We start from the raw sequence: 20920 nt of genomic DNA on the forward strand, positions 1-20920 counted from the left end.
GGTGAGGCAACGGGCGGGTGGAGGGGATGGGATCAGCCGCCGCGTTCTCCGAAAAGGAGGTCGACCATCATGTCGCCGGCGATCTTTTCGAGATCTTCCCGGAGGGCGCCGAGCCGGGTGTCGGGCGGGACGTGGACGACGGCCGAGGCTTGGAAAAGGGCTTCGCCCGACATCGGGGCGGCGCGGCGTTCGGTGGAGAGTTCCTCGATGTTGACCTGATGTTTGGCGAGGACCTGCGAGATCGCTTTAAGGATGCCGGGGCGGTCTGAACCGATCAACTCGAGCTTCACCAGGCGGGAGTCGCGTTCCGGTTGGACCGGGGTCGATTCGCTCCCGCAGAGGGAGCGGAGGCCGGCGTTTTCCAGGCGCCGGACCGCCTCCGCCAAGGATTCGGCTTGGTCTTCCGCGACCTCCACCCTCAGCACGCCGGCAAATTGACCCCCGAGGCGGACCAGGCGGCTTTCCACCCAGTTTCCGCCGGAGTCGGCCACGGCGGCGGTGAGTTGGGAAACGAGACCGGGGCGGTCGGCCCCCATGATGGTGAAAACGAGTGTATTGGCCATAGGATTACAAATCGTGCTGATCGTTGTGCCTTATTATTCAAACCGCCGCGAAGGGAGGTGCCAACCACTTTCTGAGGTGGACCGGCGGGGACGCCGGCTTCCCGGGAAACGATGTTGGAAATTTGTGAAACTCTCGCGTGTTATCGGATTGACCCCGTCAGGTTTTACTTCTATTCGTTAGAGGCTAGTTCCATGAATTGATTCGAAAAGCCAATGACCAACAGCAGCAAGAAAACATCGGGCGGCGCCAAGAAGGCCGCGAAAACAACATCTGTGAAATCGGCGCCCGTCAAGGCCGCCAAGAAGGCCGTTGCCGCGAAGACACCCGCTGCGGTCCAGGCTGCTCCGGAGCCGAAGGCGGCCGCAAAAGCCCCGGCGAAGCGGGCTCCGGCCAAACGGAATGGGGCGAAGAGCACCACGGTGACGGTGGAGGCCGACGTCGGGTTCGGCAACCAACTGTTCATCCGCGGCGAGGGAGCGGGATTGAATTGGGAGAGCGGCGTGCCGATGAACTGTTCCGAGGCATCCCGCTGGGAGTGGAGCACCAAGGCCGCCAAGGAGAAGGTCTCTTTCAAGGTTCTCATCAACGATCAGATTTGGTCGCAAGGGGAGAACTTCGAAGTGGCTCCGGGCGAGTCCCAGGTGATCCATCCGGAATTCTAGATTTGCCGACTAGCGCCGGCGTTCTGACGCCGTCGCGATTCGGTTTGCGCCTCGGACTTCATCGCTTCCGGATTTCGCGAATAATCCAGGCCGGCAACTCCCGCGACCGATCATGCGGGACGGGTGTTGATGGCGTTTTTGTTCGAAAAGTCGCCTTTCCGACTATACAAGCGGACCGGTAGGGGGTATGATTCCCGTTAAACCGCGAAACATCCCTCTGCAATCACACCCTGTTCGTCGGGCGGCGATCGTCCCGGGGTGTTGGTAGGGAACGAGAGCCAAGCAGCGCCGGGGAGCCGCCCGCCGCCAGGGTTTCAAACCTTGGAAAGGACCCCTTGTGCGATGCGACTGTTAATCCTGAGCAATTACTACCCGCCCCATTCCTTCGGCAGTTATGAGCTGCAGTGTTACCAGATTTGCCATGAATTGGCCAGTCGCGGACACCAGATCCGGGTGTTGACGTCACGGATCGGCGCCGATCGACCGGGTGAAAACCAGCGGCACGTTTTTCGCGAGTTGGAGCTTTACGATGAGGAAGGAACCGAGCCTCCGCCATTCCACCGGCTTTTTGCCCTGGTGCGGAGCAATCGCCGGATTCTGGAACGGCATCTCGAGACCTTTTTACCGGAAGCGGTGATGGTTTGGGGGATGGACCGCATGCCGACCGCCCTTTTGGAAATCATCGAGAACAGCGGCATCCCGTGCCTTTACGGCGTCTACGACTATTGGTTGGCGGGCGCGTGCGAGAACGACCGGTGGAGCAACTATTGGAACGAGGAATCGCTGACCGACACGGCAGTGATGCGTCCGATCTTGAGGGCGTTGGGCCTCGACAAATTGGTCCTGCGGCAGGCCGCGCTCGGGAAGATCGACAGTTTGCGTTTCGAGAACATTTACTTCTGCTCCGAATCTCTCAAAGAGGAAACATCCAAAGCCTGCGGACTCACCTTTCCGGAAGCTCGGGTGGTGCCGTGCGCCGTTTCGCCGACAGAAATCAGGCCGAGGCGGGGGCAGCAGTCATCGGTCAGCTGTCAACTCGTCTATGTCGCGCGGTTGAGTGACGAGAAGGATCCGTTGACCGCGATCCGGGCCATCCAGGAGTTGCGCCATCGGGGGGATGATCGTTTTTCCCTCGATATCTATGGAAAGGGAACTCCCGAATTCGAGGCGTTGTTGCACGACTACGTCCGTCGCTATCAGCTCGGCGGGGCAGTTAGTTTCAAGCCGGCCTTCGAGGAGCAGGTCCGCAACCGGATCCATTTGTACGATGCCCTGATTTTCACGTCGCGTTATCCGGAACCGTTCCCGTTGGTCCACTTGAAGGCGATGGCGGCTCGGGTTCCGGTCGTTTCCACTCCGAACGGCGGCTCGGGGGAAGTCATCCGCGATGGTGAAAACGGGGTCACGTTCGAAGCGGGCAATCATTACGAACTCGCCGATAAGATCATTCAGCTGGCCGAGGAGCCGGAGTTTGGGGAGCAGTTGGCCGATACCGCCTACGAGGAGGTGACCCGGCATTATTCGATGCACCGGATCAGCTGCCGGGTTGAAACGCTCCTGTATCAAGCCACCAAGGTTGAAGGACTGCTGGAAGAAGAAGCGGTATGATGAATCGGCGCTTCCGCTGCGCCTTCACCCGCTTGCATCAATCCGGATTCAATGTGAGAAGGGCTTCGCGGAGGAAATCGGTGCATTCTTTCAGGTCAGAGGGAAGATCCTCGGGAGGCAAGGCACGGGTGCGAACGGTGACGACGGAAAATGGCCGGGGCAGGAAAAAGCGGTCCCAGCTTTTGACGCGCCATCCGGCGGTCGGGACGAATCCGAATAACAAAACGGTGGCCCGGTTCCTTCGGATCAGGATCGAGGCCCCCGGCTTGAAACTGTAAAGCGGTCCGCGGGGTCCATCCGGGGTGAGGGCGACATCGTCGCCCCCGGCGAGCTTTTGAGTCAACTCTGTCAACGCCTCGCGGCCCCCTTTGCTGCTGGAGCCCCGGACGCTGCGGAGTCCGGCCAAATTGAAAAACGCCGACAGCCAGGCGCCGTCTTTGCTTGCGCTCACCAGCCCCCACGTCGGACGGGGATGGCGGTAACGCCGGTAGATGGATTCGGCGAAAAAAAGCCGGTTGTGCCAAAGGAGGAGGACGGTCGGGCGGGAGGCGTCGCGAAGCCGGATTTCGTCTTCCGGCGCGATTCGCAAACGCAAGGTCAGGGCCCAGAGACGCATCACTCCCCAGAGCGGGAAGAGCATCAGGCGATGGCGTTGACGCAGGATGTTGACCTTGAAATTCGGCACGATGCGCAAGGTTCGAAGGTCGCGGGGAAAAGTTCAAGGCCCAAGCGGAGGTTGGTTAGAGATGTCCCCATGATCCGGTTCGGGAAATTTTACCCCCGCCGGTCGGGGCTTCCCCCGATGGTCCGGGTTTCGGAAGAATGTTACGATCTTGGTAAGGAGGAAACGCTGGATGGAAACAAATCAGAGGGAAACCCTGCATCGATTCGGGCATCACGACGATCGGATATCGTTGCCGGAGCAGGTGGTGCGGGTGTTGTTGATGGTATTGGGAATCGCATACGCCTGGTTCCTGTTGAGCTGAGCCGCGATGGCTCGGGTGAGTCGACTGGTTGGATTTCCGCATTTATGCGGTCTTTCCGTCGACGTAAGTGCCTGTTTGGAGCCGGGGCTCCGCCTAGGCGTTCCGCTGAGGTTCGCGCGATTTTTTGCTTCTGCTTTCGCGGATGGGGCGTATGCTGGATCGAAAAATGTCCCTCCTCGCTACCCCGATGCCGAATGAAATTCCGCAACCGCGTACTCGCCGGATTCGCCGGACGGGTCCACTAATGCTCGCTCTGGCCGTGCAAGCCGGCTTGTTGGCGGTCACCGCTTTCGTGATCGTCGCGATCCCGTCGCCCAAGGCCGAGCCGGAATTTGTTGCAGCCCCGACGATCCATTTGCCGCAAAAGGAACTCGAGCACCGGGTGGCTTTGGCGGAGTTCCAACAGGCGACCGCGAAACCGCCGATGATGGAGCGGCTGACTTCGGCGGCGATGTTGCCCGACGGTTTGCCCCCGCTCCCCGCGATGATGTCGCCGGACGCGAATTCGATCGATACCGAATTGACGTCCGTCCCCGATGCTAACGCCTTGTTGGCTCAGTCAGGGTTGCTCGGTTTCGGTGGCTCGGCCGCGGGGAAATCGGCCGCCTCGTTTTTCGGGATCGAGGACAGCGGCGACCGGATTGTGATCGTGGTGAACACTTCGGTTTCGGTGGTCAACAAAGCCGAACGCCGCGGAGTATCGATCGACCGGATACAGCAGGAGATGATCGGTCTGGTCGAGGGATTGCAGTCGAGCGCCTTGTTTGGGATCGTGCAATTCAGTCAAGGGGTCCGGTCGTTTGAAAATTTTCTCGCTCCGGCGACCCGGGCCAACAAGGAGGCGGTTACCCGGTGGGTGCCGGCGAATCTCCGGGGGAACCCGCGGGCGCGGGCCGACCAGGAATATTACGGGCACGAGGCGGCGTTCCAGGCGGCGTTCGCCTTGGAACCTGATGTGGTGTTCGTCCTGACCGATGGGCAATTGAATCGCCGGGAAGGGTCGCCGGGGAATTACAGTTACCCGGAAATCCCGTATTCCGTATTGATGGGGGCGATCGATCGATTCGGGCGGGAGGCTGGACGGACGGTCCGGATTCACGTAATCGGATTCGAGATGAAGCGGTCCGACGCGGAAGGGATGCGTCGGTTGACGCGGGCCTACGGAGGTGAATTGCGGGAGTTCTAAAGGGCGTCGCGCGCCGTGATCGACACCGGACGAAAGGGATGGCATCCTGCCGTCCGCCGTCCGCGTAAGAAGAGGGTCTCCAATTTCCCCTGGCTACCCGCATTGAACGTAGCGGGGTTGGCTTTGCCGCCCCATTTTTGGATGCGTCGAAATGCTTGGAACTGTGGAGCCTGATCGTGACGCTGGCCATCAATGGAGGCCGGACAGTTTTGGCCGCTGCGGTCGGGCGGCGGAGCCAACCCGACCACGGGAAATGTCGCTCGATTGGAGGCTAAGATCCGGCCCCCCCGGGAAACCATATGGATGAACTTTTTCGCCACTGGGAGGGATGGCATCCTGCCGTCCGCCGTCGCCGTCGGTCTCCGAAGAAGGTCGGGCTGGAACCCTCCGATTTGGCCTGGCTACCCGCATTGAACGTAGTGGGGTTGGCTTCGCCGCCCCATTTTCGGATGTGGTCGAAATGCCCGAGGCTGTAGAGCGTGACCTCGACGCTGGTTATCAATGGAGGGCGGACAGTTTTGGCCGCTGCGGTCGGGCGGCGGAGCCAACCCGACTACGGAAATGACATTCGCCTGGAAGCCAAGATCCGGAATGAAACTTTTTCGCCACTGGGAGGGATGGCATCCTGCCTTCCGCCGTCGGCGTCGGTCTCCGAAGAAGGTCGGCCGGGAACCAATCCTTCGATTTGGCGTCGCCAGGTCGCATGAGTCGTTAAGGTTACCCCGAAAGCTCGACCCGGAAGATCCGACCGCGTCGGGGGGCTTGCGCCGGAGCCATGATGGCTTTACCTAATTCGGCATCGTGCATCCTCCCGACCAATTCGATTTGTTTTCCGGCGCGGAAAGTCCGGCCCCGGATCCCCCCCGGTCACCAGGGGTCCCGGCTCATCGGCCTCTTGCCGCGCGGATGCGTCCGCGCGGGCTCGACGAAGTGATCGGTCAGCGCCATCTGCTCCATGAAAACGGCCTCTTGATTAAACTCATCCGGTCTGACCGTTTCGGCAGCCTTCTTTTTTACGGTCCGCCCGGATGCGGGAAGACCAGTCTGGCCGAAGTAATCGCGCGAGAGACCCACGGGCGGTTCGTTCGGGTGAACGCGGTCCAGTCCAATGTCGCCGAGCTGCGGCAGGTCTTGCAGGCCGCGAGGGCGCGGCCCGATTTGAAGACGATTTTGTTCATCGACGAGATCCACCGGTTCAACAAGGCCCAGCAGGACTTGTTGTTACCGGACGTGGAGGAGGGATTCATCCGGTTGATCGGAGCCACCACCCATAATCCAGGGTTTTATATCATCGCTCCTCTGGTCAGCCGGAGTCATTTGTTCCGGTTGGAACCGCTGAGTCCGGCCGACGTCGGCGAGGCATTGGCCCGCGCCCTGGTTGACGAGGAGCGTGGTCTCGGCCGACATGGTTGCACGGCTCCGGGCGATGTCCTTTCCGGTTTGGCGAAACTCTGCGATGGCGATTTGCGGCGGGCGTTGAATGCGTTGGAGGTGGTAGTCGCCGGGCTGCCGGATGGAAGCGAAATCACCTCGGAGCATTTGCGGGCCTTCGCGGCCGAACGCCAGATCCGTTACGATGCGGACGAGGACGAGCATTACGATACGATTTCGGCTTTCATCAAGAGCATGCGGGGAGGTGATCCGGACGCCGCGCTTTATTGGTTGGCGAAGATGTTGGCCGGCGGAGAAGATCCTCGATTCATCGCCCGGCGATTGGTGATTCTCGCCTCGGAAGACATTGGGTTGGCCAATTCCCACGCTCTCCCGGTGGCGGTGGCGGCCCACCAGGCCTGCGATTTCGTCGGGCTTCCGGAGTGCGAACTGACCCTCGCCCATGCGGTGGTCTTTCTGGCGACCTCCCCGAAGAGCAATTCGACCACGGAAGCATTGGGCAAAGCGAAACGGGAGATTCGGGAAAAGCCGGTCCAGGCGGTTCCGTTGGCATTGCGTGACTCCCATAGTTCCTCGGGGAAGGAAGCCGGGCACGGGAAAGAGTATCTTTACAATCACGAATTCCCCGAAGCAATTTCCGGGCAGGATTATTTGGAGCGACCGGTTCGGTTCTATGAACCCAAGCTCAACGGAGCGGAAAAGGCGGTGGCCGAACGCTTGGAGCGCTGGCGCGATTTGAAGCAGGAGCGCCAGTCGAAGGGCGGAAGATAGGGGGAAGTGGACGTCGCAACCTTTCGCGACCTTCCCTCGGGGTGTCTGCGGGAATCCCCGGCCCCAGCGACGGGGAATACCCGGGCGGTCCGGGATGGCCGGGGCGAGGCGGGCGTGTTACTGTTTTTCCTATGAACCAGTCACCAACATCCCTACTCGTTCGCATCATTCCGGCGCTTCTTTTGGTCGGTTTCTTATTTCTCGGCTCGTCCGGGGCGGCCTCTGCTTCCGACGACGTTTTTGAAGGCCGGGTGAAAATGAAGATGACCGAAGGAACCACTGAGCAAACCATCGATTACTATGTCAAAGGGGAGCGGATGCGGGTCGAGACCGGGGAGGCCCGGGCTCGTGGAGGAGTGATGATCATCGATATGTCGGCGAAGGAAATCCTGATGTTGATGCCCGAACAGCGGATGTACATGACGATGCCGGTGCCCGACATTGGGACTGACGCGGAAGACGTCGATGAAGACAAGAAGCCGGAAGCGACCGGAGAGACCCGGACGATCCTCGGGCATACCGCCGAAAAATATGTGGTCCGCGACGGAGCGACTGAATATGAAATCTGGGCCACCGATGAACTGGGGAATTTCGGCGGATTGCACATTCCTGATCCGGAAGATCCCCGGGCAGGAACGGCTCCTGGCCGGGCGATGGCGGGAGAAAGCTTTTTCCCGCTTCTGATCGTGGAACACCGCAACGGACGGGAAGCGAGTCGGGTTGAAGTGGTGGAAGTCGAGCGGGAAGAATTGTCAGAATCGCTCTTCGAAGCCCCCTCCGGCTACCGTGGGATGAGTTCGCCCTTCCAGCTTCCCCGGTGATCATACAGCTCCGTAGGAGCGATGGATGCCCGCTCATCGATCTCTGCCCGGCAAATATCTTGGAATGAAACTTCCTCGCCACTGGGAGCGATGGCATCCTGCCGTCCGCCGTCGGCGTCGTTTCAGGGTGAGGTCGGCTGGAAGCCAACCCTCCGATTTCGTCGCCCTCCAAGCCGCATAAACAGTGAAGTTTCTCAATAGGGGATCTATGATAATGTGCCCATCTTGGGGGCGCCTATCCGCTTCGAGCGGAAGAGCAAGAAATTGATTTGCAATCCTTGGCTTGATGGTTTCCATGGGATCTTGTTGACCATGGGGCCGTAGCTCAGTTGGAAGAGCGCGTCGTTCGCAATGACGAGGTCGTCGGTTCGATCCCGATCGGCTCCACCATTTTCGATTCTTACCCTTCGCTTTAGTTGGCACCCTAATTTTTGTTTGCTCTTCCGCCCCATCCGCGCATCTTCAAACCACCCGGAAAAGCGGGCCCTTAGCTCAGCGGTTAGAGCAGGGGACTCATAATCCCTTGGTCCAGGGTTCGAATCCCTGAGGGCCCACCAGCCTTGGCTGGAACGTCAGTGGAGGCGACGGCTACCGCGCCAAAGCTCGGTACGAGTGCAGACGGGCCGATGATCCCGGGACCTCTCTGGCTCGTCCTGCCAGAAAACTTCAACTCGCCAAAGTCCTGAGCCAATCCGTTTGTTGGCATGCGGTTAACATAGATCGCCCTCATCGTTTTCCAGGATCCGCCCCCGGTCGTGCGAAGCGAGTTTCGACATCCTGCTCTACGATTTGAGGTTTTCCGTCGCTCAGTCGCTTGACGTGAGGTGGGGGGACGGTGTTACTGGGGGATGGATTGTGCGGGCGGGGCAAATGCGGATGCGGAGAGGCTGGTGGTGGTGGTCACCGGGGGGAGCCAGGGGATCGGGGCGGCGGTGGCGCGGGAGTTCGCGAGGCGGGGGAATTGTTATTTGGCGTTGCTGGCCCGGCGCGAAGGGCCGTTGCGGGAGGTGGCGGCGGAGTGCCGGAAGTTTCCCCGGGTCGACGCGGAGGGGTTTCCGTGCGACGTCACCGACGAAGGGGCGGTCGGGCGAACAATCGAGGCGGTGGCGAAGAAAGCCGGGCGCATCGACGTTTTGGTGAACAACGCCGGGGAGTTCGTTCCAGGTTCCTTCTTGGAATATTCGCTGGCGGATTTCGACCAGCAGGTCGCGGTGAATCTGCGGAGCGTTTTCCTGGTGTCGCAGGCAGTGGCCCGGGGAATGGCGGAGCGGGGCCGGGGGGATATCGTCAACATCGGATCGATCGCCGGGCTCCAGGCGCATCCGGGAGGGACCGGGTATTGCGCGGCGAAAGCGGGGTTGCACGGGTTGACCCGGGTCATGCGCGAGGAGTTGAAGGGGCATGGGATCCGGGTGACCGCGGTGATACCCGGCGCGACCTGGACGCCGTCATGGGAGGGAAGCGGGGTTGATCCCAAAACCTTGATGCCGGCGGAGGACGTCGCCCGGGCGGTGGTCGAGGCGACCCGTTTGTCACGCGGGTCGGTGATCGAAGAGATTGTCTTGCGGCCGTTGCAGTAGGGGCGGTCGGAAGGCGCGGGGCACTCAGTGGAAGGAAATTCGTTCGATTTGGGGAAGTTCCCGCCAGGAGCTCATGGCGAAGCCGAAACCTTTGAGGAAACTTTCGGTGTCCTCGTCGTAGTGGAAGCGGCTGCCGCCGTTGATGTCGACGCTCATGCCGACGACCGCTCCGGCCATGTAGCCGCTGTTGCCGCCACCGTTTAAGGTGATGTCGGCGTTTGGGGCGTAGACCAGGGCCTCCCAGCTGGCGTTGCCGCCGAGGCCGAAGGTCTGGGAGCGGCTGCATTCGTCGACCTCCGCCCCCATTCCGAAGATCGCCAGGTTGTTGGGGATGCGAGTCCGGTTTTCCATGCCGCCGTTTCCTTGAAAGGTCACGTTTCCAGCGGTGTAAAGGAGCAGGGAGGCGTTTTCCCTGTTTTGTTGATCGAATCCGACGATAAGGCGGCCACCCCCTCCGACGGTGATGCTACCACTGGAGCGAACCACCAGGATGACCGGGCCGACGATGTGGAGGTTGGGGCCGTTCAGATTGAGCGATTCCATTTCGACGACCATGGGGAACAAGGCGCCGGGAATGCCGAGGTAGGTGGTTGTCGAGATATTGCCGTAATTGGTCCGGTAGGTGCTGCGCCCGATATTGGAGGAGTCGAGGTAATGATGGACGGTGCGGGGAATATTGTTGGCTGCGATCCAGGCTTCGATCGCCGGGATACTGACAGCGGGTTCCGGGAGGGTGCGGGAAGGAGGAGGGAGGGCGCGAGGGAAAATGGCCGAGAAATCCCGAGCTACCCGCTTGGGATCGACGAGGGGAAGGAGAGGGCTGTCGGCCCCCTTGACGGTGCCGTGGGGGCCGACCCGAACATCACTACCTCCAGTGAAAGCGTAACCCCAGATAAACCCGTTGCCGATGTCGAGCGCCCGTTGTTCGAAAAAGGTGGTGGCGACGGCGGCGCGGTCGCGGCGGACGTATTGGGCGGAGCCGACCACACCCTCGGAGGATCGGTAACTTTCGACATGACTGTTTCCTCCGCTGAAGGTGATCCGGCAGCGGGAAGTGATGCCGTTGGCGAAGTAGGAGCGGGGGCGGAGGGTGATCCGCAGTTGTTTGCTGGAGGTGAAACCAGTCCCGGCGGTGACCCGGCCTTCGGCGGTGACGACAGGATCGCCGAGCCAATCTTCCACCAGGACGTCGAAACCGCCGGTGGCGCCCCGGCCGAGCGGGATGTCGTCGGCGCTGAAGCGGGCGTCGTTCCCGGTGACGGTCCAGCCGTTGTCGTTTTCGAAATTGAGCAAATGCATCGCCTCGTCCAACCCGGCCTCGGCCATGTTGAGGCTTTGGTTCATGTAGAAAGTGCTGTTGGAGAGGCGGAGTTCGTGGTTGGTCAGCTTGAGGAAGCTGGCGACCGTCACCATGCTGACGGTGGAGAAAATGATCGCCGTCATGAGAGCGCTGCCTTTCTCGCTGGCGAACGGCGACTGGAGAGAAGTGACGCGTGTTTTCATAAGCCGTGCAATTTGTTCCGCATGATGTAGCGGGCAGAGACGATTCGTTTGGTATGTTCCTGGGTTCTCGCTTCCCGGACCATCTGGAGTTCCAATTGAATCAGGCGTGTTTCCAGACTGTTGATCGCTGGTTCGCCGGTGGTTTGGAAAAACGAAAGTTTCAAATCCTCCACGTCCTTGAAAACCGTTTGGGGATTCCCCCAGACCTCATTGGAGGCGTTGGCGGCTCTGGAGCCGGTTTGGCGTTTGAAGGCCTGGGCCGTGGGGTCGTAGTAGTAGTTGACGAGGGAACGGTTGCCGTCTTCGTCTTCTTCGAGGATCAGGACCATTTCGGAGTCGTTGAAGTCCTCGTAGATGTCGCGGGCCTGCCGGACATCGCGGGCGAACGTCTCCAATCCGATCCGGCCGATGGTGTTCATCTCGGTGTAGTTGGCCATCCCGACGGAGCTTCTGCCGACGAATCCCCAAGAGGAGAGGACACCGGCGAGGAGGAGCGTCGCGACGGTGGCGGCGACCATGATCTCGGCGATGGTGTATCCGCTCTTCGAGGACCGTTTATTCCGGGGGCAACGTGCGGTAGTAGTAGTCGTTGATTCCATTTTTGGAAATGCGGGTTTCGTAGATCAGTTCGCGGGAGACGCCGTTGCGGGAAGTCCAAGTCGCTTCGACGGTGACGATCTTGATTTCGACGCCGGGCCGGGCGTCGCGGATGCGGCGGACGCAACGGAAACGCTGGGCCACCTCCTGGCCGAACTCTCCGTGGACCACGAATTCCTCCTCGGCCGGCATGTCGGTCAGCTCGGCCCAGTTTTTCAGGCGGAGGGTCTCGATCTCGGCTTGGAGAAATTGAGTGGCCATGGTTTGGTCGCGGGACTGCTCGACCATCCCAAAAGCCATTTGCAGACTGATGAGACTGCCGGCGATGCATAGCCCGAGGACGAAGGTGGCAACGACCACTTCGATCAGAGAGAAGCCCGACTTTCGCCGAAGCGGAAGCCGTGCCTGAAGGCGTTGTTTATGGTGGAGCAGATGCATCGGGAGAAGAATGTTCCGGTCAGCAATCCTAGGAACCGGGCCGAACGGGGCAATCTTCAAGGGGGTAAAGAAAGGGTAAATCGACAGCGTTCAGCGATCGCCCGGAGCGGGAGAGGGAGGGGGCTCCTCGTACTCTTCGAAGCGGAAGACCAATTCATCCGGCTTCGCGTAACCAAGACGTTGGCGGATCGCGCGTTCGATGAAGACGGGGTCGTGGCGGAGGCGGTGGAGCGTTTCCTCTTTTTCCTTCAACTGCGCCTCCATCTCTGCTAGTTTTTCCTGGTAGTACGCCTCTCGGGATTTGACGGTGGTATACTCGCGGTAGGTTTGACCGAACAAGACGAAAAAAACCGCTCCTGCGGCCATGAACAACCCGCAGAAGAGGAAAAGGATGTATTTTTCCAGCTTTCGGTTTTTCATGGCGCGGCCGTTGTGTCAGAATCTTCGATAGGCAGACATTCAACACGATGGATCGTTCAATGACAAGTTCTCCGCAATCTTCAAATGCCCGGCCGGACGCCGGCGCCGTTAAAAAAGCCTTTGAGCAGGCCGGTCAGGGACAGGTTTTCCGTTTCTGGGAAAAGCTGTCGTCCGCCGAGCGGGATTCGCTTTTGGCGGAGGCGGGCGAGATTGATTTGGCCGAAGTCGCCGAGTTGGTCCGGATTCATCTCGAAGGAAACGGCGAGGTCGGCGTCGATTTTTCAGCTTTAAAGCCGGCTCCGTTTCTCGGATTGCCTTCGACCGCCGAGGACAAAAAACATTGGGAATCCGCCCGGACCGTTGGCGAGGAGGCCCTGCGGAAAGGGAAAGTGGCGGCATTCACGGTCGCGGGAGGTCAAGGGACCCGCTTGGGATACGATGGTCCGAAGGGAACGTTCAAGGTGACGCCGGTGAGGGAAAAACCTTTGTTCCAGGTTTTCGCCGAGAAGATTCTGGCCGCGCGTCGTCGTTTCCAAGCGGCGATTCCATGGTTTGTCATGACCAGTCACGCCAATCATGAGGCGACCGAACGGTTTTTCCGCGAGCATAGATTCTTCGGTTTGCCGGAGAACGAGGTAATGTTTTTCCGTCAGGGACGGATGCCGGCGGTCGGGTTCGACGGCAAGATCCTGTTGGAAGCCCCCGGCCGGATCGCGATGTCTCCCGATGGTCACGGCGGTTCCCTGCGCGCTCTCTGCCGCAGCGGCGCGGTGGCCAAGATGGAGGAACTGGGGGTCGAAGCGATTTCCTATTTCCAGGTCGACAATCCATTGATTCAGGCGATCGACCCGACCTTCATCGGTCTTCATCTCCAGGAAAGGTCGGAGATGTCGAGCAAGATGTTGCCCAAGGCCTATCCAGGGGAAAAGGTCGGCGTCTTCGTGGTGTCCGAAGGGAAAATGATGGTGGTGGAATACAGCGACCTCCCCGATGAGTTGGCGGAGAAGCGGGACGCGGCGGGCGAACTGGTTTTCCGCAGCGGCAGCATCGCAATCCATTTGTTGGCGACGTCGTTTGTGAAGAAACTCGGCGGTGGATCGAAGGAAAAATCCCCTCTGCCCTTCCATCGGGCCAACAAGAAAATCCCGACGGTCGACGACGCCGGGCGACCGGTGAAACCGGAGGCTCCGAACGGGGTGAAGTTCGAGATGTTTGTCTTCGACGCGCTCCCTTTCGCGAATCGGCCGGTGGTGATCGAAACCCGCCGGGAGGATGAGTTTTCGCCGGTAAAAAATGCCGAAGGCCTCGATTCGCCCGAGACTTGCCGAAGAGATCAGTTGAAACAATTCGCCCGCTGGTTGAAAGCTGCCGGGGTGCCGGTGGAAACCGACGCCGACGGAGTCCCGGGAATCGACTTGGAGGTCGGGCCGCTTTTCGCGACCGACGAACGGAGTTTCGCTGAATCGTGGGCGAAGCTCGATATAAAGCCGGCACTTCGCGACGGCCTGGTTCTCGAATAAGCCGGCATAACTCTGCCCGGCTGGACAAAAAACGATACCATTTTGATCATGAACATCCTCGAAACTGTCGAACAAGCGAGAAGCGAAAAGAAGCTGCTGGATTCAGCTGCCCGGAATCTGAGCGATTGGCTCGAAGGCGACTTCCTCCCGGAGTGGGGGGAGGCAAGCGTGCGCGAACTAGTGGAGGCCGGAGCGTTCGAGGAGTTGAACGACCGGTTTTATCAATACCTGGAGTTCGGTACCGGTGGCATGCGCGGCCGAACCATTGGACGGGTGATGACCGCCGCGGAAAAAGGCCATGCTCCCGAGGGCGGACACCCGGCGCATCCGGCGGTCGGTAGCAATGCCTTGAACGACTTCAATGTCATCCGGGGAACCATCGGTCTTTTCCGCTACACCCGGGAGTTCCTGGAGCAGCAGCGGCGGTTCGAGCAACCCCGGTTGGTGATCGCCCACGACGTGCGGTATTTCTCCCGGCACTTCTGCGAATTGGCCGCGTCGACCTGGGCGCGCCTCGGCGGTTTGGCTTTCGTCTTCGACGGACCCCGTTCCACCCCGGAGCTCAGCTTTGCGGTGCGGCAATTGAAGGCGACCGCCGGCATCGTCATCACCGCCAGCCACAATCCACCCCATGACAATGGATTCAAAGTCTACTTTGAAGACGGCGGCCAGGTGGTGGAACCGCAGGCGAGCGGAATTATCGATGAAGTGCAAAAGGTGGAGTTGAAGGATCTCCCGCCGTTTCTGGAAGTCGATTTGAAGGAGGTGGTCAACCTGCCGGACTGGGCCGGAGACGCTTATTCGCGCGAGGTCGCCTCGGTCGTCCTCGATCCGGCCGTCTTCGCCAAGAGCGATTTGAAAGTGGTCTTCACGCCGATCCATGGCACCGGTGGAATCGCCTCGGTGCCGTTGATGAAACATTTCGGCATCCGGTTCAAGACCGTCGAGGAGCAAATGGTGCAGGATCCCGCGTTCTCCACGGTGAAAAGCCCCAACCCGGAAAACGCGGAAGCCCTCACCCTGGCGATCGATCTGGCCCGCCGCGAGGAGGCTGACATCGTCCTGGCCACCGATCCCGACGCCGACCGGATGGGCGTCGCGGTGCGCGACGATCAAGGGGAGTTGGTCCTTTTGACCGGAAATCAAATCGGAGCCCTCCTGGCTGAGTATCGAATCACCAAATACAAAGAGCTCGGGTGGTTGCCTCAGGAAGGAGGCGCGTCGGCTGCGTTGATCAAGACCTTCGTCACCTCGGAGCTGCAGGCGGCGATCGCTGAAAAACATGGGTTGAAGGTGATCAACACCCTGACCGGTTTCAAATGGATCGCGGCGAAGATTGGCAATTGGGAGCGAAATCTGGTCCGCAAATATCGGGATCGCTTCGGCATTGCCATCGACTACGACCGGACAGACCGGCGGAAACGGGCGGAGTTGTTGCAGGCTCACAGCACGTTCTACGTCTTTGGCGGGGAGGAGAGCTACGGATATCTCGCCAGTGACACGGTGCGGGACAAAGACGCCAACGCGGCGGTGCTGATGTTCTGCGAATTGGCCGCGGCGGTGAAGAAGCAGGGAAAGACGATCCCCGGCCATCTCGATGATCTGTATCGAAAATACGGCTACTACTCGGAGATGCTCGGGCAGATTTATTACGAAGGGGCGGCCGGGGCGGCTAAGATCAAGCGGATCCTTGATTCCTATCGGAGCGAGACTCCGAAAGAAATCGGCGGAGTCAAGGTGGAGAAGTTCACCGACTTCGGTCGTCATGAGATTCACGATACGGACGGAATGAAGATTCCCGCGCAGGATTTCTACGAGTTGCGCCTGGCCAACGGTTATTCGTATGCGGTGCGCGGCAGCGGGACGGAGCCGAAGATCAAATTTTACCTGTTCGCCCGGGAGGAAGTCGGAAGCGGGTCGTTGGAGGAACTGAAGAAAACCACCCGGCAACGCCTCGAATCGCTTCGCGCGGCGATTGAAAAAGACGCCGACGCGCGAGCCGGAGGATAATTCATTCGAGCATCAAGATAAGCTGGGATTAGCGCGAAGCGCTTTGGAGTGCGGGTGCGTCCCCGCACCGCTTTCGAATGGCCGCCGATGGCCGCACGCTCGGCAGTCATCCGGCGGTCGAAGAACTTTCGGGCGTTCTTTAGATATACTTGGCTCCGCGAACCACCGAGACCTCATGCATGTAGGCGACTACGGCGTAATTGGGAAAGTAATACTCGGAAAGGAGTTTTAAAATTTTTTCCGCGACCGGTTCGGTTACGAGGACCTCGATTCGGAGGTTCTTGCCTTCCCACTCGCTGGCTCGGACTCCGCGCGAACCGCGGCCTTCGGCCGCCGTGGACGTGTAGCCGGTGGCGCCGAGGTCGAGGACGTCCCGGATGATTTTGTCGGCGATGACTGCTTCGGCGACGACGGTGACGAGTTTGAGCGGTTTGAGGTTCATGAGCCGTAGATCAATTGCGCCAAAGTATAATAAAGCGGGATACCGACGGCGAGATTAAATGGAAAAGTGATCGCGAGCGACGTCGTGAGGTAATAAGTCGGATTCGCCTGGGGCAAAGAGAGACGGATCGCTGCCGGGGCCGCGATATACGAGGCGCTGGCGGCGAGAGTTCCCAGGATCACGCCGCCTCCCATGGAGAGGCCAGCCAGTTTGGCCGCATAAATGCCGACCGCACCGTTGATCAACGGCATGACTACGGCGAACGATACGAGGAACCATCCCGCTTTCTTGAAATCGCCTAATCGCCGGGCGGCGACCATCCCCATTTCCAACAGGAATAACGCCAGCACGCCGTAAAAGGGCGCGACGAAAAACGGCTCCACTTTGGAAAACCCTTCCCGTCCGACGATCCAGCCGATCATCAGACCGCCCAGAAGGAGAATGATGCTTTTGCCGGTAAAGATCTCCTGGAAGATCTCACCCCATGAGGTTCGCCCCGGGAGCCGCGACCGGGCGATCAGCAAACCAACCACGATGGCCGGCACCTCCATGATCGCCAGCAGAGCGGGGACGAACCCTTCATGCGGTACCCCGACGGCCGCGAGGAACGCCAGGGTCGCCAGGAAAGTCACCGCCGAGACCGACCCGTAATGGGCGGCGATCGCGGCAGCGTCGGCGACCCCCAGCTTGCCGACCCGCAGCAAGAGATAACACCAGATCGGAATTGCAACCCCCAGGAGCAGCGCGGCGATCGAGGGAAGCAGGAATTCGGCGGGGGAGCTGGCGGATAGTTCTACCCCCCCCTTCATGCCGATCGCCAGTAGCAGATAGATGGTCAACGCTTGGTACAGTTCTTCCGGCATCTTCAAGTCGCTCCGGACAAGGGTCGCGAAGGCGCCGAGGAAGAAGGCCAGCACCACCGGCGAAAGAAGATTGATCTGAATGAGTTCGAGCGCGGTCATGGTCGGAAGATATTTTCGCGGCAAAACCATGGAAATGTAAATACCGGAGGTGGGGATTTCGGTCTGCCTCGGAATCCTGCTTTATCGCCGGTTGCGAAACCGGAGAGTCGAGGCGAGATTATCGGACATGTGAGTTTCAAACGAACATCCAAATACTGCTGGTTCGCCCCTTTTTTGGTTTTGTCGCTCGGATTGGTTTCAACACTCCTGGCGGTCCTTCATTTGGGAAGGTTGACGGAAACCGTGGATCAGGAGCGATTCGACGGCGTCGTGTCGCGGTCCTCGCTGGCGATCGAGAATCAGTTGCGCCATTATACCTCCGTCCTGCGGGCCGGTGCCGGGCTCTTCCTTTTGGACCGGGGGATCACCGACGACGGACTCCGGGAATTCATGCGGCGTCTCCGGCTCGATCCCGATTACCGGGGGATTTCCGGGATCGGGTTTGTTGTGCCGGGCGAGTCTGAGGGGGAGAGGCGTTATCCGATCGTGTTCTTCGAGCCGGCCAGACCGGAGCCGGATCTGGCGGTCGGTTATGATCTCGGGGCCCATCCGGTCTTGGTCGAGGCGATCACGCGGGCCCGGAGGGAGGGGAGCGCCGCCGCCTCCGGGCCGGTTCGCTCCAACGGAGGGGGAATCGACTTTTATATCTTCCTTCCTTCCTATGAAGGGGAAATTGGAACGGACGCCGAACCGGATGACACCCGGTTCGTGGGATATTTGTTCAGTCCCTTTCGGGTCGGAGGGCTGATGGCGGAGAGCTTCGAATACGGCGGACCGTGGCAGTTCCATCTACGGGTCTTCGACGCTTCCACCGGAGATGAGAACCTGATTTACGAAACCCCTGGGTCCCGGGATGAACGGTCGCGTTACGCCCGGACCGAGGAGCTTGAAGTGGCAGGGCGCGTTTGGCGGTTGGAGTTTCGATCCACCCACTTCTTCGAAGCGGCCTCGCGGAGGGAATGGATCCCGTGGATCGCCGGTGTGGGAACCGCGTTCTCGTTTCTCCTGTTTGGAATAACCTGGAGTTTGACTGCCGCTACGGCCCGGGCCGGGGCGAGTCAACGGGAGGAAGCAGAGCAACGGGAACGTCTGCGGGTCACCTTGGCGAGTATTGGAGACGCCGTGGTGGCGACCGACCGGGACGGACGGATCGCCTTCTTGAATCCGGTGGCGGAAGAATTGACCGGCTGGAGTTTGGAGGAAGCGCGCGGGCGGCCCCATCAGGAAGTGATTCGATTGTTGGTGGAGGCGACTGGACAGCAGGCCGATGATCCAGTCGGCCGGGTGCTTCGCGGGAAACCCGTGGAGGCACCTCCTCCCTTGTTGATCGAAGCCCGGGATGGAACCCGCCGACCAGTTGGGGACAGTGTCGCTCCGATCCGGAACGAAGCGGGAGGCATGACCGGGACGGTGTTGGTTTTCCAGGATGTCACGGAAAAGCGGGAAGCGGACCGAGCGGTGCGGGTGCTTGCCGGGAAACTGCACAATACGTTGGAGAGCATTAGTGATGGGTTCGTTTCATTCGACCATGAAGGGAAATTTGCCTACCTAAACTCCCGGGCCGTCGAACTCCTGGGCAAGCCGGAGGAGGAGCTTTTGGGTCATTCTTTGGGTGAGGTTTACCCTCCGCCCACGGGCTCGGAGATCGGCGAAGTGTTGCGGGAGGCGGTGCGGAGCGGGGAGAAGCGTGAATTCGAGGTCTATTCCGCGCAACTGGGAATCTGGCTGGAGATCCACGCGTATCCGTCCGGTGAGGCGCTATCGGTCTATTTCAAGGATATTTCCGAGCGGAAGCGAAACGAGGAGCATCTGGAGCGGCGAAACCGCCGCATGGTATTGCGGGGCGAAGTCGGATTGGCGATGAGCCGGGAACAAGGGGTGGCGGAAATTCTCCGTGATTGCGCCAAGGCGGCGGCCCGCGTGCTCCCGGGTGGAACAATGGTCTGCGTTTGGGTGAAGGATTCCGAAAATCCGGGCGAATGGGTTCCGTATTGTTCCGATGGGTACGTTGATGCAGACGGCCGAACCTGCGGCTGGGAGGAGATGGCGGAAGTGATCGCGAGCCGGACGCCGAAGATTATGGAGGATCTGGAGGCGGAAGGCCGGACCACGGAGGATGCCGTGGTTTTTCGGTTTTTCGCCGGGTATCCCTTGATGATCGAGAGCCGGTTGATTGGCGTGTTTACCATCCTTTCGGAGGAAACCATTGAGGAGGAGTTGTTGGAGGCGGCGGCATCGGTCACCGAGTTGATCGCGCTCGGGTTGGAGCGTCGTCGCGCGGAAGAGGCGTTGGCCCGTAGCGAAGAGAAATTTCGGACAATCGTCGAGAGCGCGACAGATTATGCCATCATCACCATCGCCAAGGATGGAATTGTCACCTCATGGAATCCGGGAGCCCAGTCAATCATGGGGTATCGAGAGGAGGAGATCGTGGGTCGGCACAGCCGATTATTCTGGACTGCTGCCGAGAGAGAGGCGGGCGCTCCGGAAAAAGAAATTGAAGAAGCGCGGGCGAAAGGACGGGCCTTAGACGACCGTTGGCACCAGTGCAAAGACGGGCGCCTGTTTTGGGCCTCCGGGGTATTGGTGCCATTGCGGGACGCGGATGGGGAGGTCTACGGATTCTTGAAAATCCTCCGGGATCTGACGGAGAGGAAGCAAATGGAGGAAGCATTGAACCAAGCCCGGGAAGAACTCAGTCGTCACGCCGGACACCTGGAAGAAGCGGTGGCCGAACGGACGGTGAAGCTCAGCGAACTCGTCGGGGAACTTGAAGCGTTTTCGTATAGCATTTCCCATGACATGCGGGCGCCGTTGAGGGCGATTCACGGAATGGGACAGGTTTTGCTGGAGGATTATGGGGAAAGAATCGGATCCGAAGGGAGCGACTACTTGCGGCGACTCGTTTCCGCCGCGACCCGGCTTGATACGCTGATCCAGGACGTGCTTTCCTATAGCCGGTTGATTCGGGCGGAAATCAAATTGGAGCCGGTTGAGCTGGAGAAGCTGCTGGAGGAGGTGGTGCAGGATTATCCTGAGTTCCACGCACCAGGGGTGGAGATCCGTATTCGAAAACCGGTGCATTCAGTGATGGGACAGGATGCGTCGCTGGTGCAATGTCTCACCAATTTGTTGAGCAATGCGGTTAAGTTCGTATCGGCCGGGGCGAAACCCGAAGTCGACGTTTGGACGGAACGGTCCGGGGATTGGGTCCGGCTCTCGATCCGGGATAACGGTATCGGGATCGAGTCCCGGCACCAGCAGCGGATTTTCAATATCTTCGAACGGGTTCATCCGGAGAAGATGTTCGCGGGGACGGGCATCGGTCTTGCGATCGTGCGCAAAGCAGTCGAACGGATGCGCGGCCGCGTCGGGGTCGATTCCGAACCAGGGCGGGGCAGCACCTTTTGGATCGAGTTGCCGGCGGCCGATGCCGCTCGAAATTCCGAAGATTAGGC

The 20920-nt window shown here is 60.0% G+C and carries 18 protein-coding genes and 2 tRNA genes; 12 read left to right on the forward strand and 8 right to left on the reverse strand.

Annotated features, from left to right (window positions below):
- Nucleotides 1–32 precede the first annotated feature (32 nt).
- Nucleotides 33–563, reverse strand: a complete 531-nt coding sequence (locus tag ACWUI2_RS05835) for a glycine cleavage system transcriptional repressor (protein WP_486981920.1) — start codon at nt 561–563, stop codon at nt 33–35.
- 273 nt (nt 564–836) lie between these two features.
- Here ACWUI2_RS05835 and ACWUI2_RS05840 point away from each other — a divergent pair, with 273 nt between their 5' ends.
- Nucleotides 837–1226, forward strand: a complete 390-nt coding sequence (locus ACWUI2_RS05840) for a hypothetical protein (RefSeq protein ID WP_486981921.1) — start codon at nt 837–839, stop codon at nt 1224–1226.
- A 342-nt stretch (nt 1227–1568) separates the two neighbouring features.
- Nucleotides 1569–2834, forward strand: coding sequence for a glycosyltransferase family 4 protein (locus ACWUI2_RS05845; RefSeq protein WP_486981922.1), 1266 nt, complete (start codon nt 1569–1571; stop codon nt 2832–2834).
- Between the two features lie 37 nt (nt 2835–2871).
- Here ACWUI2_RS05845 and ACWUI2_RS05850 read toward each other — a convergent pair whose 3' ends face one another.
- Entirely contained in the window at nt 2872–3519 is a 648-nt protein-coding gene (locus ACWUI2_RS05850; protein ID WP_486981923.1) for a lysophospholipid acyltransferase family protein, read from the reverse strand.
- A 169-nt stretch (nt 3520–3688) separates the two neighbouring features.
- Between ACWUI2_RS05850 and ACWUI2_RS05855 the strand changes: the two genes are divergently transcribed.
- From ACWUI2_RS05855 to ACWUI2_RS05885, 7 genes are all read left to right on the forward strand, one after another.
- Complete coding sequence (locus ACWUI2_RS05855) at nt 3689–3820, forward strand: hypothetical protein (protein WP_486981924.1); 132 nt, start codon at nt 3689–3691, stop codon at nt 3818–3820.
- A gap of 244 nt (nt 3821–4064) precedes the next feature.
- Nucleotides 4065–5006, forward strand: coding sequence for a vWA domain-containing protein (locus ACWUI2_RS05860; RefSeq protein WP_486981925.1), 942 nt, complete (start codon nt 4065–4067; stop codon nt 5004–5006).
- 801 nt (nt 5007–5807) lie between these two features.
- Nucleotides 5808–7169 carry a replication-associated recombination protein A gene (locus ACWUI2_RS05865; protein WP_486981926.1) on the forward strand — a complete coding sequence of 454 codons (1362 nt, stop codon included), beginning with the start codon at nt 5808–5810 and terminating at the stop codon, nt 7167–7169.
- 131 nt (nt 7170–7300) lie between these two features.
- Nucleotides 7301–7990: a DUF4412 domain-containing protein gene (locus ACWUI2_RS05870; protein WP_486981927.1), complete on the forward strand. Its 690-nt coding sequence runs from the start codon at nt 7301–7303 to the stop codon at nt 7988–7990.
- Nucleotides 7991–8304: 314 nt separating this feature from the next.
- Nucleotides 8305–8380 (forward strand) — tRNA-Ala (locus tag ACWUI2_RS05875).
- A gap of 91 nt (nt 8381–8471) precedes the next feature.
- Nucleotides 8472–8547, forward strand: a tRNA-Ile gene (locus ACWUI2_RS05880).
- A 291-nt stretch (nt 8548–8838) separates the two neighbouring features.
- Nucleotides 8839–9570: an SDR family oxidoreductase gene (locus ACWUI2_RS05885; RefSeq protein ID WP_486981928.1), complete on the forward strand. Its 732-nt coding sequence runs from the start codon at nt 8839–8841 to the stop codon at nt 9568–9570.
- A gap of 24 nt (nt 9571–9594) precedes the next feature.
- Here the strand turns inward: ACWUI2_RS05885 and ACWUI2_RS05890 are convergent, their stop codons facing one another.
- The 4 genes from ACWUI2_RS05890 to ACWUI2_RS05905 all read right to left on the reverse strand — a co-directional run bounded on the left by ACWUI2_RS05890 (nt 9595) and on the right by ACWUI2_RS05905 (nt 12528).
- On the reverse strand, nt 9595–11073 hold the full coding sequence (locus ACWUI2_RS05890) for a DUF7305 domain-containing protein (RefSeq protein ID WP_486981929.1): 1479 nt from the start codon (nt 11071–11073) through the stop codon (nt 9595–9597).
- Nucleotides 11070–11672, reverse strand: a complete 603-nt coding sequence (locus ACWUI2_RS05895; RefSeq protein WP_486981930.1) for a PilW family protein — start codon at nt 11670–11672, stop codon at nt 11070–11072. The genes ACWUI2_RS05890 and ACWUI2_RS05895 overlap by 4 nt, the downstream gene beginning before the upstream one ends.
- Nucleotides 11629–12108 (reverse strand): type IV pilus modification PilV family protein, encoded by a 480-nt coding sequence (locus ACWUI2_RS05900; protein WP_486981931.1) that lies wholly within the window; start codon nt 12106–12108, stop codon nt 11629–11631. The genes ACWUI2_RS05895 and ACWUI2_RS05900 overlap by 44 nt, the downstream gene beginning before the upstream one ends.
- Before the next feature lie 90 nt (nt 12109–12198).
- Nucleotides 12199–12528 carry an FtsB family cell division protein gene (locus ACWUI2_RS05905; protein WP_486981932.1) on the reverse strand — a complete coding sequence of 110 codons (330 nt, stop codon included), beginning with the start codon at nt 12526–12528 and terminating at the stop codon, nt 12199–12201.
- Between the two features lie 59 nt (nt 12529–12587).
- On the opposite strand from ACWUI2_RS05905, the gene ACWUI2_RS05910 reads away from it, so the two are divergent.
- The gene (locus tag ACWUI2_RS05910; protein ID WP_486981933.1) at nt 12588–14048 is read left to right on the forward strand and encodes a UTP--glucose-1-phosphate uridylyltransferase; all 1461 of its coding nucleotides are present in this window, start codon (nt 12588–12590) and stop codon (nt 14046–14048) included.
- A gap of 48 nt (nt 14049–14096) precedes the next feature.
- Nucleotides 14097–16058, forward strand: coding sequence for a phospho-sugar mutase (locus tag ACWUI2_RS05915; RefSeq protein ID WP_486981934.1), 1962 nt, complete (start codon nt 14097–14099; stop codon nt 16056–16058).
- Nucleotides 16059–16197: 139 nt separating this feature from the next.
- Here the strand turns inward: ACWUI2_RS05915 and ACWUI2_RS05920 are convergent, their stop codons facing one another.
- Together ACWUI2_RS05920 and ACWUI2_RS05925 are read right to left on the reverse strand one after the other, a co-directional pair.
- Entirely contained in the window at nt 16198–16500 is a 303-nt protein-coding gene (locus ACWUI2_RS05920; protein ID WP_486981935.1) for a P-II family nitrogen regulator, read from the reverse strand.
- The gene (locus tag ACWUI2_RS05925; protein WP_486985044.1) at nt 16497–17462 is read right to left on the reverse strand and encodes a sodium-dependent bicarbonate transport family permease; all 966 of its coding nucleotides are present in this window, start codon (nt 17460–17462) and stop codon (nt 16497–16499) included. The genes ACWUI2_RS05920 and ACWUI2_RS05925 overlap by 4 nt, the downstream gene beginning before the upstream one ends.
- A 129-nt stretch (nt 17463–17591) precedes the next feature.
- Between ACWUI2_RS05925 and ACWUI2_RS05930 the strand changes: the two genes are divergently transcribed.
- On the forward strand, nt 17592–20918 hold the full coding sequence (locus ACWUI2_RS05930; protein WP_486981936.1) for a PAS domain S-box protein: 3327 nt from the start codon (nt 17592–17594) through the stop codon (nt 20916–20918).
- Nucleotides 20919–20920 lie beyond the last annotated feature (2 nt).

It is taken from the genome of Verruconatronum alginivorum, assembly GCF_056590205.1.

Coding starts and splice junctions, on each gene's coding strand:
- ACWUI2_RS05835 (WP_486981920.1), bottom strand. CDS start 563: ATGGCCAATACACTCGTTTTCACCATCATGGGGGCCGACCGCCCCGGT.
- ACWUI2_RS05845 (WP_486981922.1), top strand. CDS start 1,569: ATGCGACTGTTAATCCTGAGCAATTACTACCCGCCCCATTCCTTCGGC.
- ACWUI2_RS05855 (WP_486981924.1), top strand. CDS start 3,689: ATGGAAACAAATCAGAGGGAAACCCTGCATCGATTCGGGCATCACGAC.
- ACWUI2_RS05860 (WP_486981925.1), top strand. CDS start 4,065: ATGCTCGCTCTGGCCGTGCAAGCCGGCTTGTTGGCGGTCACCGCTTTC.
- ACWUI2_RS05870 (WP_486981927.1), top strand. CDS start 7,301: ATGAACCAGTCACCAACATCCCTACTCGTTCGCATCATTCCGGCGCTT.
- ACWUI2_RS05885 (WP_486981928.1), top strand. CDS start 8,839: ATGGATTGTGCGGGCGGGGCAAATGCGGATGCGGAGAGGCTGGTGGTG.
- ACWUI2_RS05890 (WP_486981929.1), bottom strand. CDS start 11,073: ATGAAAACACGCGTCACTTCTCTCCAGTCGCCGTTCGCCAGCGAGAAA.
- ACWUI2_RS05895 (WP_486981930.1), bottom strand. CDS start 11,672: ATGGAATCAACGACTACTACTACCGCACGTTGCCCCCGGAATAAACGG.
- ACWUI2_RS05900 (WP_486981931.1), bottom strand. CDS start 12,108: ATGCATCTGCTCCACCATAAACAACGCCTTCAGGCACGGCTTCCGCTT.
- ACWUI2_RS05905 (WP_486981932.1), bottom strand. CDS start 12,528: ATGAAAAACCGAAAGCTGGAAAAATACATCCTTTTCCTCTTCTGCGGG.
- ACWUI2_RS05910 (WP_486981933.1), top strand. CDS start 12,588: ATGACAAGTTCTCCGCAATCTTCAAATGCCCGGCCGGACGCCGGCGCC.
- ACWUI2_RS05915 (WP_486981934.1), top strand. CDS start 14,097: ATGAACATCCTCGAAACTGTCGAACAAGCGAGAAGCGAAAAGAAGCTG.
- ACWUI2_RS05920 (WP_486981935.1), bottom strand. CDS start 16,500: ATGAACCTCAAACCGCTCAAACTCGTCACCGTCGTCGCCGAAGCAGTC.
- ACWUI2_RS05925 (WP_486985044.1), bottom strand. CDS start 17,462: ATGACCGCGCTCGAACTCATTCAGATCAATCTTCTTTCGCCGGTGGTG.